Genomic DNA, 14,967 nt, shown 5'->3' with positions numbered 1-14,967 from the left:
CCGACTCGGGTAATGCTTCCCACCAGGCAAAACACCGCTGACGTCAGTTCCGCGAGGGCACCGTGGCACCTCATGGGGTGAATTCACTCTGCACGTCCACACCATGATCGATGTACGTTCGGACACTCTTTCCAGCGCCGCGTTACTCCCTTTCAGTGAATTTCCCGGAAGACCACGCAGAATCTCCCCCGCCGTTCTCGGGTTACCGCCTGGGCTGCTGAACCGGAACAGCCGCGTCCTGCGGCGCGGGGAGCCCGAACCGCTCCGCAACCTCCTCCGGCACCTCCAGCGCACACGTGCCCGCCCTCTGCTTCCCGTCCGGCCAGTACCAGCGCCAGCCGTCGGCGGTGGGCCGGGTCACCGCGACGCCGAGCCGCGCGGCGAGGTCGGCGGCATCGATGCCGGGGTTCACGTCGTCGTGCGCGGTGAAGAGCCGGACCGCCTCGTCGCCGTTCCACCCGGCGGCCCGCAGCACGCGGCGCACGTCGTCCGCACCGAGCGCGACGCCGCGGTCGAGCACCAGCGCCACGACGTCGTCCTCGGCGGGCAGGTACCGGGCCGCGGTGGAGAGCGGGCCGTCCGGGTCGGCCCCGACGAACACGCCCGCGTCGACGCGGACCGCGCTCGCCGCGGGCAGGTCGACGCTGAGCCGCTCGTGCCGGTGGAACGCGGCGTCGCCGGCGAACACCGACTCGGGCGCGGACCAGCCGTGGCGGTGGGCGAGGTCGCCGAACTCGGGCAGCGCGTGCAGGCGCTGTTCCGCCCGCCGCGGGTCGCCGAGCGCCACCAGGTTCCTGCCGTCGAGCCGGACCGCCCTGATGTGCACGGCGCTGCTCCCGCCGTGCAGCACCTGCCCCGGTCCCGCGGCGAGCCACGACCAGAAGCCGTACTGCGACCGGGCGGTCGTGAGCTTCGTCGAGACCGGGACCATGCGCTCCCCCGCAGCCGCGGCGAACCCGCCCCCGAAGGCCGTTCCGCCCGGCTCGGGTGCGAGCACGGCGCCCAGCGCGGCGAGGTACCCCGCCAGCTCCGGCTGCTGCCTGCGGCGCACCGGCAGGTCGACGAGCTTCAGCGCGGCGCCGAGCCCGCTGACGTGCGGGCGACCGGGCGCGGCGGTGGGAGTGAGCACGGGCAGCCGGGGCCCGGTGAGGTCCGTGGCCGCGAGCTTCTGCATCGTCCTCGACCACCGGTCGGTCAGTTCGCGCCAGGCCGCCGGGTGCTGGTCCGCGGCGGCGGCGGCGAGTTCCCCGGCGCGCGTCCGGATGTCCGCGAACTCCTCTCGCGCGAAGGCGATCCGGTCACGCACGCGGCTGCCCTGCACGCGGCCCAGTGGCCGGTCCCGGTGCGTGCGGAAGTCGACGGACGTGGCGGGCAGCGCGGCCGCCATGGCACTCACGACGGCGTCGCCGGCGTGCAGCATCGACACGATCGTCAGCGCCCGGTCCCGCACGGCGATGTTCACCGCGGCGGGACCGCCGGTCGTCTGGAAGTGCCGGGGCTCGTGCCCGGCCGAGGCGAACAGCGACTCCGCGAGCGCGTCCGGGTTGCCGAGCAACGCGGTGAACAGCGGGTCGCCGAGCACCTTCGCGCGGGCCGGGCCGGTGAGGTTCACCGTCGCGAGCACCGCCAGCCGTGACTGCACCGGGGCGCCCACCGGGTAGGAGATCCCGTGCAGGAGGGACCCCTCGGTGGTGAAGGGGTCGTGGCCCTGTTCGAGGTGCCGGGCCACGTCGGTCAGCAGGTGGACGAGCCGGTCGGGACTGAGCGGCCGGACTGCCCGGTGGTCACCGGACCGGGCACCACCGGCACGGACCGGTACGACCGTGGCGGCGAGCACGGCGTCGTTGAGCACCGCGCGCACCTGGTCGCGCAGAGCCGTGCCGGACACGGTCCCCAGCGCGTCGTCCAGGTTCCGCACCAGCTCCGCCGTGCCGTCCGCGAGGTCGTGCTGTTCGACCGCGCCGGACGACAGCGCGACCACCTCGCCGGCCCAGTCCGCCAGATCGGTCTCGGACAGGGACAACCGGGCACGTCCGCGGGTCGCGTCGCGGTACGCCGAGGTCAGCCTGGTCCGGTGCCGCGGGTCCGCGTCGGGCTGCGGGCGACTGGTCGCGGGCGAGATCTGACCGGCGGGCGGAGCGCTCTGGCCGGTGCCGGCGCCGGGTGGTGTGAAGCCGAGTGCGCGCGCTCCCGCCAGGTCGACCTGCAACCAGACCTCGCCGTCCACGCCGTCCACGCCGTTCTGCCCGGTCGCGACGGCGGCGGAGGTCCTCCCGTCCCGGTACCCGAGCGTGAGCGTGGGGCGCAGCTCCGCCAGCACGAGGTAGGCGCTGTCCTGCCGCACCTCGGCGGGAACCGGCTCGGCCTCGCGGGAGGCGTACCGCGAGGCGGCCAGCGTCCGCTCGACCTCTCCCGTGCCGATGAGGTTCTCCGCGATCGGACCGGCGAGCAGGGCGGCCTTCCCGGTCACGTCCTCCTCGGTCGTGACGACCGGGCCGGTCCCCTCCGCCGTCGTCTTGCGCAACGACGCACCGGGGATCGGGCCGAACAGCTGCCGCCTGCCCAGGTCGAAGGTGATCTTCGCCGTGGACACGGTCCTGCTGCCGACGTCGACCTGGTAGCCGTCGGGCGACAGACCCGCCACGAAGCGGGCGGCCAGCTGGGTCGCGGTCGTGGACACGAGCAGCCCGTTCGCCCGGCCCGCGTTCAGCTCCGGCAACAGCTCCGCGAGCCGGGCGTGCAGCCCCTCGGCGTGGAACGGCGTGGCGTTGATCGTGGCGTCGACGGGCAGGCCGGTGCCGTGCGTCAGCTCGCTCAACGGGGTGTCGATCGTCTCCAGCGGCGTCCTGGCGAGGTCCAGGACGGACGGCACCGGCGTCTGGACGGCCGACTCCAGCGTGAAGCCCGGCAGCACCTGCATGTCCCGCACCGGTGTCTGCCGCAGCCCGGGCAGGTGCCTGCGGTAGACACCCGACCGCGCCCAGGGCCGCACCTGCACGGTCACCCGCATGCCGTGGCCGTGCCGTCGCGCCTGACCGGACCACCGGTAGCCGACGGTGGTCCGGGACAGCACCCGGTCGTCCTGCCCGCGGCGGGCCGCCGCGGCCAGCTCGACCGCCGGGTTGACCAGGCCGCTGGTCACCACCGACCCGATCCACTTCGGAATGGACGGCGGCAGGGCCACGCCCGCGGACCCGGTCCACTCCGACCGCTCGCCCCCGCTCGACCGCCGGGTCGTCGTGACCTCGGAGTCGACCAGGAAGGCCTCCTCCACGCCCAGGTCCGCGCCGTCGACGCGCTGCGCGCTCACGACGACCAGCTGTTCGAGCTTGCCCGACTCCCCCAGCCGCTCGCCGAAGATCGGCGAACCACCGTTGAGGACGTTGGCCAGCACCTGGTCCCCGCCGAGCTCCAGCCGCCTGCCGAACGCCTGCACCATCTCGTCGTGCAGCCCGGCGAACTGCTTGCGCACCTTGGGATCGGTGATGGTCTGCTCGTAGTCGCGCAGCAGGTCCCGGAGGTCCCGCACCATCCGCAGGGCCAAGTCCGGCCGCAGCGGCTCCGGCATCCCCAGCTCGATGCCGGCCTCGCTCGTCGAGGTCGCGGGCGGCGTCACCGCGTCCGCGTTGTGCGCGGCCTCGTACGCCCGGAGGTCGTCGGGCAGCAGGACGTGGTCGAGGTCGTGCCGGCTGAGCTCACCGATCCTCGGCACCTCGCTCGCCGGAATCCACAGCGTGACGGCCCGCGGCACGTACTTGCGCCGGTCGCCGCCGGCCACCGGACCGTCGTGCTGATCGCCGAACGGACCGGTCCACGTGTGCCGGGCCGACGTCGTCAGCCGGTGCCGCGCGTCGAACTCGACCAGGTAGCCGCGCTCGACCCAGGCGACCTTCGTGCGCGCGTCCACGGTGGTGGTCTCGGTGGTCTCCGGTCCGCGCAGGTAGGAGGCCGCGGCTTTCGCCTCGGCCGTGGCCACCTCCCCCAGCTTCACCTTCGCGGTGAGCCCGGCGTTCGGTCCGGTGCGCCGCTGCCGGTGCGACTCGACCGTCGTGTGGGTGGCGTTCGAGCGGGTGAACTCGTGGGCTTCGTCCACACCGATGATCCGGGCGTTGCCGTAGGTGCTCGTCAACGTCGCCGTGCCGGTGATCCTGCGGCTGCCGAGCTCCAGCGGCGCGAACCCGCTGTCGCCGTTGTAGTTCTCCAGCCGCAGCTCGTCGCCGGGTCCCTCGGCGAGCCCCAGCCTGCCCTGCCGCGACTGCCAGCTCACCCACTGCTCCAGCGCCCGGCGCGACACGTCCTGCGCGTCGTCCTCGCCGGAGCTGCCCAGCTGTGCCGGACGCGCGCCGACGAGCCGGCTCTTCGCCAGCTCCTCGGCCCTGGCGCGGGAGCCCTCCGGTTCGGGAACCGCCAGCAGCCCGGCGGTCTCGGCGCCCAGGCGGGTGATCGCGGCCATCGAGTCGACCTCGAACCGCTTCGGCAGGTCCGCGGCCCGCTCGAACTCCGCAGCACCGCCCGGCCGGGTCCCGGCGTCGACCCAGTCGCTCTCGGTCCCTGGCTCGACCGGTCCGGCGTCCACCGCACGACCCGGTCGCTGGGCGACCGCGATCTCCAGCTCCGCCGCGATGCCCGTCCGGAGCTCCGCGTCGGCCGCGGGGTCCGGGCGCTCGGACCACGTCATCGGCGGGTCCAGGTCCGACCAGTCGGTGCCGGTCCGCACCTCGATCTCCGCCGGGTGCCGGTAGAGGTGGACCGGGACGTCCTCCCCTGTCCAGGCGCGCTCCTCCTCCATCGTCTCGCTGATCTGGCCGCGCCGCTGCTCGGACCGCGTCACGCCGGCCGTGCCGCCGAGCTCGACCGGCCCGGCGTCGCCCTCGACCGCGACCTTGAAGCCCTTCGACCGCGTCCGCTCCGCCGTCAGCTTCGTCGTCTCGCTGGTCGCGACGAACCCCTGCAGCTCCTTCGTCGACGCCTTCTTCACGTACTCGCCACCACCAGGGGCGACCACGCCGCCGAGGAACAGGTCCTTCTCGGCCCCCGGCAAGGAGATCCGCTTCGGGTCGCCGCCGAAGAGCGCCCTCGGGTCGTCGACCAGGGCGTCCCGCAGACTCCGCTGAACGTCCCGTGCGTCCTGCGCGCCGGAGACCACCCCGTCTGCGTAGAGCCTCCGCACGACCCGGCTGATGACCGCCTCACGGGACACGTCGCTGAGCTTCCACCGGCTCCGCGCGTAGCCGGCGACCTCGTCCGCGCTCAGCCCGGACCGGTCCCGCGCGCCGGCGGCCCGAACCGTCCCCGCGGGCGCCGGCTCGTCACGGGCACCGACGTTGTTGCCGCTGTCACTGTCCACAGGGGAGAAGAGCAACACCGCAGCGGCTTCGACGTGCAACGCCACCAGCGGTTTGTCCTCACGTCGGAGGAACCCGAACGAACGGTGCGCGTCGTCGGATGACAACGTTGCCAGCCGGTACCTCTTGCCCTCCTCCGCCATCACCACCAGGAACGGGAAGCTGATCGTGTCGTCGACGAAGTCGCCCTTGATCCGCTCGGTCAGCTCGTGCCGCACCTGCGACACCCGCTCGGAGAGGTTCTGGTTCACCCGGCTGCAGGACACACCGGCCCCGATCTTCACCCCGACCAGGCCGGCGAGCTCCTCACCGGCGTTCACCCCCAGCTCGAACCCGGCCTCGTGGGTGCCCGCCGCGACCACCGAGTGCCGGTGACCCGCCGCCACGGTGCGTCCCAGCGACCGCGCGGCCGTCTGCGCCAGACCGGTTGCGGACGACTGCCCCTCCAGCGCTTTCCCCTGGCGCACCACGATCTTCACGGGCTTGTGCCCCGGGAAGCTGAACGTCTCCTCGACCTGCTCGCCGGTGACGAGGCGCTTGCCCTGCTTCGGTCCGAGGTCGTCGAGCCACCTCTCCAGCCGGGTGATCTCCTGGTGCGACCCCGACAGCCGCAGCGAGGACTTGACCGCGCTGAAGACCGTGTCGATGCCGACGAACCGGACGTGTTCGAGCGCGTCGCGCGCACGTTCGAAATCAGCGTGGCTGCGCGCCCTCGCGAGGGCGTCGGGGGTGGCGGCGAGGTCCGGGTAGCTCAGCGCGGGGCTCGCCGTCAGCGGGCTCTCCGGCGGCGGGTCGCCCTGCTCGCTCGGGGCGGAACCGAGCTGCGGCCACGACAACGTCATCGTGACCGACTGCTTCCACTCCACCGGCTCCGGCCGCTCGCGGTGGAGGTGCCGCTTCGGTGGCTGGATCCGCAGGCGGTGGTGCACGTCGTGCGACGTCCGGGTCACCCTGGCGCCCGCCTGGGTGATCTCCACGGTCTCCCGTGTCGTCGCGGTCGTCGAGGTGCGCCGCTCCGACGCGGTGCCGAGCACGCCCTGCACCGAGAACGACACGGTCACCGGCCCGGCCGGCACCGATCCCTGCACCGGGTTCACCGGCGTCGAGACCACCTCGGCCGACGTGACGTCCTCCACCTGCCGGACCGTCTCGGACCTCGTCAGGTCCGCGGTCGTGCTGACGGCGTGGTGGTGGGGTGCTCCGATGCCGAGCGCGTGCACCTCGACCTCGAAGTCCTCCCACACCTCGCGGATGCCTTCGAGCGAGCGGTCCAGCTGCTTGAGCTTCGCGTCGGAGAACGTCACGTCGACCCACCGGCCCAGTTCCGCCGAGTCCTCGCCGAGCTCCCGCAGCTGGTCCCGCAGCGCGCTGCGCAGGTGAGCGAAGTCCGGTTCCCCGTCGACCTGCGGCTGGTCGACCTGCGCCCGCCAGGCGCGCGCCTCCTCCGCGGCCGTCACCCAGGAACCGGTCGTCGACAGGCTCGTGCCACGCCGGTGCCGCACCGACCTCCGCCTGCCCGGTCCCGCCGGACTGCCAGGACCACCGGGTGCCCGGTGCACCTCCGCGGGGCTGAGGAGGCTCGTTCCCCGCCGCGGCCTCGACGCTCCGCCTCTCAGCGCGGGCTTCAGCCCGGCCTCGCGCGCCAGCTGTTCGGCGAGTGCACGGACCGGTTGTCCCGGGGGCAGGCCCTCCTCCAGTTGGTACAGCCGGTACGCGACCAGCTCCACCACTTCGTCGTAGGCCAGCTGGAACCGCGACCCCGGCACCGCGAACTGGTTCACCGTCAGCGCCGCCAGGGTCCGCAGTGACGCGACCCGTTCCGGTGGCAGCTGCCGCCACTGCTGCGGCAAGCGGTCCACCTCGGCGACGCTCGACAGCACCGACGACGACGGGACGAGCGGGTGCGGTGCCGCGGTGTGGCCGCCCTGCTCGGGCAGGGCGCTGCGAAGTTCCGCGCCGGCATCCTCCCCTTCGGACTCCGGCCGCGGCGCCGCCGGGACGACGGTGTGCCGCGGCAGGCCGGCGACGGGGCGGTCGGGGAACACCGTGGCGAAGTCGTCCAGCGGCACGTCACCGATGAACAGGTCCAGCACGTCGGTGAACCGCCGCGGCATGCGCAGACCGCCTGCGGGCACCGCGTCCGGGCTCCACCGGCCCATCAGCGTTCCGCTGACGTCGAGCCCGCCACCCTGGTTCGTGGTCTCGTCGACGAGCCCCAGCATGTGGCCGAACTCGTGCGCGCTGTGCTCCTGCGACTGACCGGGGTGCCAGTTCGTCTGGTCGACCAGGCGGCCGGGGTCCATCGTCACCACGTGGTGGACCGCGGACGTCCCGTCGGCGGGCAGGAGGCGGAACCACAGCGGCTCACCGTCCGGTCTGCGCAGCGGCCCCCCGTCGCGTCCGCTGTTGAAGTAGCGGTCCACACCGGCCTGAGCGCTGCGCAGCAACGCCTCCCGCGTCGCCTCGTCGTGGCGCCCCTCGGGGTCGAGCGCGACGCGGACGGTGACCTCGGTGACCGGCCCGTCCCCGGTCGCGAACCGGCGCACCTCGAACGCCGACCTCTCGACCGCGTCGTGGCCGGGCAGTGCGCGGATGCGGCCCCGCTGCACCACGCCCGTGCGCTCCGGCTGCGCTCCGGCGTCGAGTGCCCCGCCGGGCGTCACCGCATCTTCGATGGCGTCGGCGTGGTCGGGCAGGAGGTGGAGCAGTCGCCGCAGCGGCTCGGGTTCCCGGTCGAACAGACCGCTCACGCCGACGGGTTCGCGTTCCGCGAGAGCGGACAGGGCGTCGTGGACCAAGTCGATGGACACGCCGGCACCGGAGGCTGTCTCCAGGTCGACGCGTGCGGCGATGTCGGCGAGCGCGCGGTCCACCCGCCGTTCGGCGGCAAGGGCGTAGAACTCGCGCATCTCGACGATGGCGGCCCGCGACTCGGCGTCGGCGTGTGCCCACGAGGTGTCGTACGGGCCCACCAGGTCGGGGAAGCCGTACACGTGCGAGTCGGTGAGCACCAGCACCGGCACGTCGACGGGATGGCCGTCGTCCCACCTCGCCGGGAAGTTCCGCTGGTCGTCCATCAGCTGCTGCTGCACCGCCTCGGCGGTGCCCTGGTACCGCCGAACCATGTCGGCGCCCGCGGCACGAGCCCAGTCGTCGATGCTCAACGGCCGTTCGGCGTTCACGGACGGGTCGAACACGACCCACTCGCGACTGTTCGGCGTCACCACGGCGACCGCGACGGCGATGTGGAAGTCCCACTCGACCTCGGCCGTGCCCAGCCCCGGTCCCCCGATGACGACCTTGCGCGGGTCGGCTCCCCGCTGCTGGAGCGCGACGGCCATCCGGTGGGCCCGGTAGGTGCAGCCGTCGTCCGCGTAGTCGTGGGGCAGGCGCCGCTCGCCGAAGAGGTGGTCGTCGAAGGTCAGCTCGCGCAGCTGCGCGAACCACGCGTCCGCCTGCTCCCGCGACACGGGGTCCGTGATCACGTCGCCCAGCAGGTGGTCGACGTAGGCGGACTCGTCCGGCCGCAGTCGGCGCAGCTCGGTGCCGAGGTCCTCGCGGAACTCGTCCCAGTAGGCGTCCTCGACGACCCTGATGGTTTGGGGGTCCCTGCCCAGACCGTCCAGCAAGGTCACCGCACCCTCGAAGTCCTGGCGCTGGACACGGGCGTCGACCTCCCGCACCAGCTCCCGCACCGACGGCAGCTCGGCCGGGTCGGCATCCGGGCCCACCGCGATCGAACCGAGGGGCATCTCGGCGGCGGGGTCGGCGAGGAACGTGGTCACCCGCCCCATGACCTGCAACGCGCGCTCGTAGTCGGCGCCGGACAGCCGCCCGTCCTCGTGCGCGGCGGACAGCGCCTGCGCCAGCTGGTACGACCTGTCCTGCGCGCCCGGAACCTCCATGAGCCGGTGCAGCTCGACCAGCAACCGCCTGCCGTTGACGGCGGGCTGCTCCAGCGTGGAGACGACGGACCGGTGTGCGATGTCCGTGGCCTGCTCCGGTGCCACGGGCGTCTGGGCGCGCACGACTTGGCTGACGGCGTCCGGGGCCTGGCTGACGGTGTCCGGGGCCTGGCCCGGTGCCTGTGGCACCTCCGTGCTCGGAGGCAGTGCGGCGGTGACCCGGCCGCCGGAACCCGTGGCCGTTCCCCCGGTCTCGACGGGTGGTGTCTCGTTCGCGGAGACCTGCCCCGCGGCGACGTCGCGTCCGCTGGGCCGGTCGTCGCTGGTCTGCTGGGCCGACGGCGCGGACTGCGGGTCGTTCACAGCCGCCGGGTGGGTGGCGGAGGAGTCCGCAGCCGGCTGCCCGGACGGCGGGGAGGCGGTGAGTCCGTGTTCGGCACGCGGCTGCGCTCCCAGCGGAGCGTCCTGACCACCGGTGATCGGTGCCGTCCGCACCTCGTCCCGCAAGGCGGGCGACGTCTGCGGGGTGAACGGCACGTCCGCGGCGGAGGACTCGGCTGCCAGAGGCACGACCGCTGGAGAGGAACCCGCCGCCGGAACCACCGCCGGAGAAGACCCGGTTGCCGGAGCCACCACCCCCGCAGAGGGCCCGGCCATCAGAGGCACCACCGCCGGAGACGAACCCGCCGCCGGACGCACCACCGCCGCAGAAGAGCCGGCCATCGGAGCCATCACCGCCGAAGGCGACCCGGTTGCCGGAGCCACCACCGCCGAAGACGACTCGGCCGGAGAAGACCCGCTGGCAGGTCCGGCCTGCGGCCCGTTCCCGGTCCCCGACACAGCGGGAGGCCCACCGGCGGGAACATCCCGCGGAACCCCGACCGCGGCGGGAACACCGCCTCGTACAGGCGCCACCCGCCCACCGAGCGGCACGTCGGCGCCACCGTTCCGCATCGACCCGGACGCCGGGCCCGTCACGGCACCCGGCCGACCGCCTCCGGACGCTCGCGCGCCTCCGTCCGCGTGAACGCCTCCCCCGGCAGACGTCCCGCCCTTCCGCCCCGGCGGAACCGCACCACGAGCCGCGCCTCCGCCTGCCCACGTCCCGGCCCCATCGGTCGCCGACAGGTTCCTTTCCGCCACAGAACCAGGCGCGTCCTCCTCGGCAACAGGCCCGTTCGCCGGCGCACCTCCGGCATCGCCGATCGCCCCCGGCACGGGCACCTTGACCGCGTCCCCGTTGACCAGCCGGTCGATCGCGTCCCCGGCGTCGTGCGCCTTCTTCGCGGCGGCACCGCTGAAAGCACCGCCCACCGCACCGGCCCACAGGTCGTTCAGGCTGCCGCCGAGGACCCCCGCGGCACCGGCGCCCACCACGACGTCGGCGACCGCCTCCGCCGCGCCGTGAAACGCTGCCGTGTCCTCGACGCGCGGCTTCCACCGGCCCGCGCCCAGGTGCATGGCGCCGGCGAGGCCCTCCGCCGCGCCACCGGCCACGAAGCTGATCAGCGAGCTGGTGCCGTCCCAGCGGTGGCGGTTGCCCTCGGCGACCTGGGAGAGCTGTGCGATGGCGTCCTGCACGACCTCCTCGACGCCGCCCTCGACGGCCTCGCCGATCAACCGGATGGCCCAGTGCAGCCGCATCGAGATCTGCTGCACGGCGATGCGCGCCGAGGTGATGAACGACGGGACGAGCGGCGCGGTGAAAGGGCTCGACAGCGCCCACAGGATCGACGCGGCGAAGAAGGCGATCTCCACCATCATCGCGTAGACGGAGTGCTCGACGTTCAGCGCGAGGTCGAGCAGGCTGCTCGACTGCGCCCCGGCGATCAGCGCGATGCCGGGGACCTGGCCGAGCACGCGGGTGACCTGCTCGCGGAACGCGCGCCCTGCGCGGCCACCGATGGCGTGCTCGACCGAGCTCACCAGCTGCGCGACGCCGTCCGCCAGTTCCTGCAGCGTCCGGCCGCTGTCCAGCCAGTGCTGCGCGAGCGCACGCGTGGCCGCCACGTCGACCTTCGGCGCCTGCTGCCCTGCCACGAGGACCCAGAGCCAGTCGAACGACGGATCGAAGTGCAGGCTCACCGTTCCTCAGCAGACGTCCGTCGAAATCCTCGCAGCAGCAGCAGCGGTGTCAGCGGCGGCCGTCACCGTCCGGCTTCTGGCCGGGCGCGTTCCCGGGGCCCATCGCATCCTTGAGTTTCAGCGAGATGTCCGTGGCGTTCTCCTCCGTGCCCACGCAGAAGGCTCTGAACTGCTTCACGCTGCCGGCGATGACGCCGATGGCCTTCGCCAGGCTGGCGAGGCCGTTCAGGTACTCCTCCGAGCGCTTGTAGTACTTGGGGGCGAACGCGTTCCAGCTCTCGTCGCCCTGACCGGACGGCAACGGCGCGTAGGAGGCGAGCTCCCTGTTGCTGTTCGCGTAGTGGCGGAACCGGTCGGCAGCCGACTCGAAGCCCGCCGCACCCCGGTTCAGCTGGTCGGTGTCGACGGAGATCCGCCCCGACCCGTCTCCGAGGTTGAACGGGGCCGGCCTGCTGCTGCCGCCTCCGCTCTGCTCGTCACCGGAAGCGTCCTCGCCGGGGTTCTCCGACTTGATCATCGCGCTCAGTCCCTGATGTTCATGACGTCACGGGTGGTGGGGCGCAGCTCGGGCGTGGGAGGCAGCAGCGACTGCAGGTCCACGTCCCCGGAGAAGAGCTTGCGCGCGTCGACCCCGGGAGGGAGCGTCGGCGCGATCACGTCCGCGGCCTCGTCCGCCACCTGCTGCTGCGCGTCCGTGATGGTCTTCAGGACCGCGGACTCCAGTTCTGCCGGTGTCATGCGCTTGTAGGCGCCGCTCGGGAACTTCACGTCCTTCACCACGCCACCGTGCCCGACGGTCACCGCCACGACCCGGCGGGGAGCGGTGACGGTGCACGACAGCTCGCTGAGCCGTCGCTGCGTCTCGCGCAGTTCGGCGAACTGCCGCTCGTACTGGCTCTTCAGCTGCTCGACCTGTTCGGACTGGGGATAGGACACCGCACGCCTCCCTCGGCCTGCTCGCCGTGACCGGACATCAGCAGTAAACGGGCACAAGCAGAGCGTCCGCCCCCGAACGGACCGGTTCCGAACCTGAAAGGAACCGCATGATGCCCAAACGCACCCGATGCGGCGGTACCGATTGAGACGCGGCCCTCAAGAAGGCAGAGTTCGAGTCGAGAGATCGATTACTTCCCGGTGATATGGCTGCAAACAGCCGTGTCCCCACCCGGTGGACCAGGGGTAAGTTCGAGCTTCCCGGCAGCCGCGTCCTGGCACCGGCAGGCACCGGCGGTCGACAGGCAGCTTTGTCGTTTCGCAAACCTGCCCCCCGTTCTCGCTGGCCTTCCGCGTGGCTCGCACGGTCTCCTGTGAACATGACTTCGCAGACCGCCTGGCCGGACGGCCGGCGCCCCCTGGCACCAGGGCACGCAAGCCGCACGGCCATCCGGGTCTTGGTCCACGCCTCGGACCCGCTGATCGCATCGGGCCTGCTCGCGATGCTGCGGCCGACGCCCGGCATCGAGATCGTCACGGACCCGCAGAACGCCGACGTCACCGTGGCCGTCGCGGACGACTGCCTGCAGGAGGCGTTCCAGCCCGGCACGTCCCGCCTCGTCCTCATCGCGGACGAGCTCCGCCAGGCGGAGCTGTGGACGGCCATCGAGCACGGACTCGTCGTGCTGGTGCCGCGCGCGGAAGCCACGGCCAGGACGAGGCTGCTGCGCGCCATCACCGACGCCCGCGAGGGACGGGGCGACCTGCCCGCCGAGCAGCTGGGCAACGTCCTGCGGGGGCTCAAGCAGCTGCAGGAGACGACCCTCGGGCCGCGCGACCTCACCCTCGCCGGTCTGTCGCTGCGCGAGACCGAGGTGATCAGGCTCCTCGCGGACGGCCTCGACACCGCCGAGATCGCGGAGCGGCTCATCTACTCCGAGCGCACCGTGAAGAACGTCCTGCACAACCTGCTCAGCAGGCTCAACCTGCGCAACCGCGCCCACGCGGTCGCCTACGCGTTGCGCCACGGCCTCATCTGAGACCGGCCGCGGACGGCCTCCCGCCGTCCGCGGTCACAACGCCGTGACGCCGACCAGCAGTGGCCCCAGCAACGACTCGAGCCACGCCTGAGCGCTCGTGGGCCCGTCCTCGCAGCAGTCGCCGCACGGGTTGAGGGCGGCGAGCACGTCGCCGATCAGCCGGCACCAGGCGTCGACGTCCTGTGCGGTCTCGAGCAGCACCACGCCGCCGGACTCCGGCAGCGTGCGCAGGACGCGCCGTGCCGCCTCCGCGGTCTCCGCCAGGTGCACCGGCGCCCACCACGAGATCTCCCAGTCGGCAGCACCCGCGGGCACGTGCTCGCGCACGATCGCGGTGATGCGCTCGTCGTACACCGGTTCGTCGGCGACCAGGCGACCCGAGCCGCGGGTGCTGCCGTCCACCCACCGGCACCGGGCCAGCCACCGCTCCGCTATCAGGACGAGCCCGTCCGCGTGGGACCGCAGCAGTTCGACCTCACCCCCGGACAGCACACCGATCATGCCTTCGTCGCCACATCGGTCCCAACGGTTCACCGCTTCGTCTCCTCGCAGCGCGTGCTCTCACCTCTTCCGTCCGCCGCACGAGCTGACCGGGGTCTGCCGGGCGCGGAAAGATCAAGCTAACGGGCGGCGAAGGACCAAACGAGACCCGAAGTCGTGATCGGCCCCTCCAGCCTCCGAAAGCTGCACCGAAGGCCGCGCCGCGGGGCGCGTGAGGAGAGGCTCGTCAGTGGACGGAGACACCGTGTCGCCCAGCGGAATCGACCCCCGGTTGCTCCGGCGCTGCGCCGCGGAGCAGCAGAAAGGCCCGCGAGCCGCACCCGTGGGCGAGCCGGCGGCGGAACCGGACGGGGCGGAGGTCGCCGAGCAGCCACCCGCCCGGCCGGGCACGCAGTCACCTCCTCGCGACCACGCGGAGCCGGCGAGCGGGAACCGGTCCTCCCGCACCCCGGTCACGACCGCCGCGCCTCCGGAGCGACCGGTGCCTCCGCCTCCGTCCTGAACCGCGGTGCGGCGGAGTCCTGCTCGGCCGGCGTCTCGTCCTGCCCCGGCCCCCAGGGAACGACGCGCACGCCCGACTCCTGCCGGAACCTGTCGTGGACGGCGGACACCTCGTCGTCGCTCATCATGAACGTCTCGCGCATGAAGTCGCCGGTGAGCCGGACGGAGGCCGGGCCGCCGGGGTTGAACAGCACGTCCACACCGTCGGCCAGCAGCATCACGAGCTCGTCGAGGTCGATGCGCCGCCACTGCGGTGAGCTGACCCTCCTGCGGTGCGGCTCGGCGGTGGCCACGACGACGCAGGCGATGTCGTCCGGCGACTGCACGACCAGCGGCTTGCCGTCCCCGTTCAGCGCGATGTCGAACAGGCAGTCGCGCAGCATCAGCTGGATGTGCTCCACCTCCGCGCCGCCGTGCAGGACCAGCCTCAGCACGGCGTCCAGCGGGTCCGTCGGCGAGTGCTCGTCGGCGGGTACGTAGTCCGGGTTGGCCCGGAACCGGCCGACGCGGCCGTCGGCCTCCACCGGCCACAGCCCGACGACGGCCTGCGCCGGCGGCAGTTCGTCCTCTTCGGACGGAGCCCACGCCGGGTCCATGAGCAGGAACCAGTTCTCGAGCGGCCCGCTGTCCCTGGTGTCCTCGGTGCTCTCGGTCATG

General features: G+C 72.9%; 6 protein-coding genes. 1 reads left to right on the top strand and 5 read right to left on the bottom strand.

Annotation, left to right across the window (positions count from 1 at the left end; all coding sequences use genetic code 11):
- Nucleotides 1-202: 202 nt before the first annotated feature.
- The 3 genes from ACZ7CF_RS37495 to ACZ7CF_RS37485 are packed head-to-tail and all read right to left on the bottom strand — an operon-like array spanning nucleotide 203 to nucleotide 12,271.
- Nucleotides 203-11,335 carry a protein-glutamine glutaminase family protein gene (locus ACZ7CF_RS37495; protein WP_470372036.1) on the bottom strand — a complete coding sequence of 3,711 codons (11,133 nt, stop codon included), beginning with the start codon at nucleotides 11,333-11,335 and terminating at the stop codon, nucleotides 203-205.
- Between the two features lie 49 nt (nucleotides 11,336-11,384).
- The gene (locus ACZ7CF_RS37490) at nucleotides 11,385-11,852 is read right to left on the bottom strand and encodes a hypothetical protein (RefSeq protein ID WP_360388220.1); all 468 of its coding nucleotides are present in this window, start codon (nucleotides 11,850-11,852) and stop codon (nucleotides 11,385-11,387) included.
- 5 nt (nucleotides 11,853-11,857) lie between these two features.
- On the bottom strand, nucleotides 11,858-12,271 hold the full coding sequence (locus ACZ7CF_RS37485; protein WP_360388218.1) for a YbaB/EbfC family nucleoid-associated protein: 414 nt from the start codon (nucleotides 12,269-12,271) through the stop codon (nucleotides 11,858-11,860).
- A gap of 377 nt (nucleotides 12,272-12,648) precedes the next feature.
- Between ACZ7CF_RS37485 and ACZ7CF_RS37480 the strand changes: the two genes are divergently transcribed.
- Nucleotides 12,649-13,308, top strand: coding sequence for a helix-turn-helix transcriptional regulator (locus tag ACZ7CF_RS37480; RefSeq protein ID WP_089919718.1), 660 nt, complete (start codon nucleotides 12,649-12,651; stop codon nucleotides 13,306-13,308).
- Between the two features lie 33 nt (nucleotides 13,309-13,341).
- Here ACZ7CF_RS37480 and ACZ7CF_RS37475 read toward each other — a convergent pair whose 3' ends face one another.
- Both ACZ7CF_RS37475 and ACZ7CF_RS37470 read right to left on the bottom strand, forming a co-directional pair.
- Nucleotides 13,342-13,842 carry a hypothetical protein gene (locus tag ACZ7CF_RS37475; RefSeq protein ID WP_470372035.1) on the bottom strand — a complete coding sequence of 167 codons (501 nt, stop codon included), beginning with the start codon at nucleotides 13,840-13,842 and terminating at the stop codon, nucleotides 13,342-13,344.
- 419 nt (nucleotides 13,843-14,261) lie between these two features.
- Nucleotides 14,262-14,966, bottom strand: coding sequence for a type VII secretion system-associated protein (locus ACZ7CF_RS37470; protein WP_470372034.1), 705 nt, complete (start codon nucleotides 14,964-14,966; stop codon nucleotides 14,262-14,264).
- Nucleotide 14,967: the final 1 nt, after the last annotated feature.

It is taken from the genome of Lentzea sp. NPDC036955 (assembly GCF_055608005.1).
Note: the sequence above shows the minus strand (reverse complement) of the source record. Positions and strands in the feature narration are given on the sequence as shown.

What these genes read in the sequence shown, in the direction of transcription:
- ACZ7CF_RS37480 (WP_089919718.1), top strand. Translation starts at nt 12,649, where the DNA reads ATGACTTCGCAGACCGCCTGGCCGGACGGCCGGCGCCCCCTGGCACCA.
- ACZ7CF_RS37490 (WP_360388220.1), bottom strand. Translation starts at nt 11,852, where the DNA reads ATGATCAAGTCGGAGAACCCCGGCGAGGACGCTTCCGGTGACGAGCAG.
- ACZ7CF_RS37470 (WP_470372034.1), bottom strand. Translation starts at nt 14,966, where the DNA reads ATGACCGAGAGCACCGAGGACACCAGGGACAGCGGGCCGCTCGAGAAC.